This is a genomic window from bacterium (assembly GCA_023150945.1).
Taxonomy (GTDB): domain Bacteria; phylum Zhuqueibacterota; class Zhuqueibacteria; order Zhuqueibacterales; family Zhuqueibacteraceae; genus Coneutiohabitans.
The window spans coordinates 491-723 of sequence record JAKLJX010000072.1 but is presented as its reverse complement, the minus strand read 5'-3'; the positions used below and the strand labels follow the sequence as shown (position 1 = coordinate 723).

The following is a 233-nucleotide window of genomic DNA, read 5'->3' as shown; positions in this document are numbered from 1 at the left end:
TTCCGGCAATTTTGGCGCGGAGGAAAGCGGGCTGATCTTCAACGAAACCGCTATCAAAGCCATGGGGCTGAAAGACCCCGTAGGCCAACCCATCAAAATGTGGGGCGAAGACAAAATCATTATTGGCGTCGTCAAAGATTTTCATATCGCCTCCCTGCATGAGCCGATTGCCCCGATGTTGTTTATGTACAGACCTCTGAATACGACTATGATCATGGCTAAAATAGAGGCCG

Annotated in this window: 1 protein-coding gene; it reads left to right on the top strand. The window is 49.4% G+C overall.

The features are described 5' to 3' along the window. Positions 1–233: hypothetical protein (locus L6R21_28075; protein MCK6563064.1), on the top strand; the 233-nt coding region annotated here is incomplete at both ends.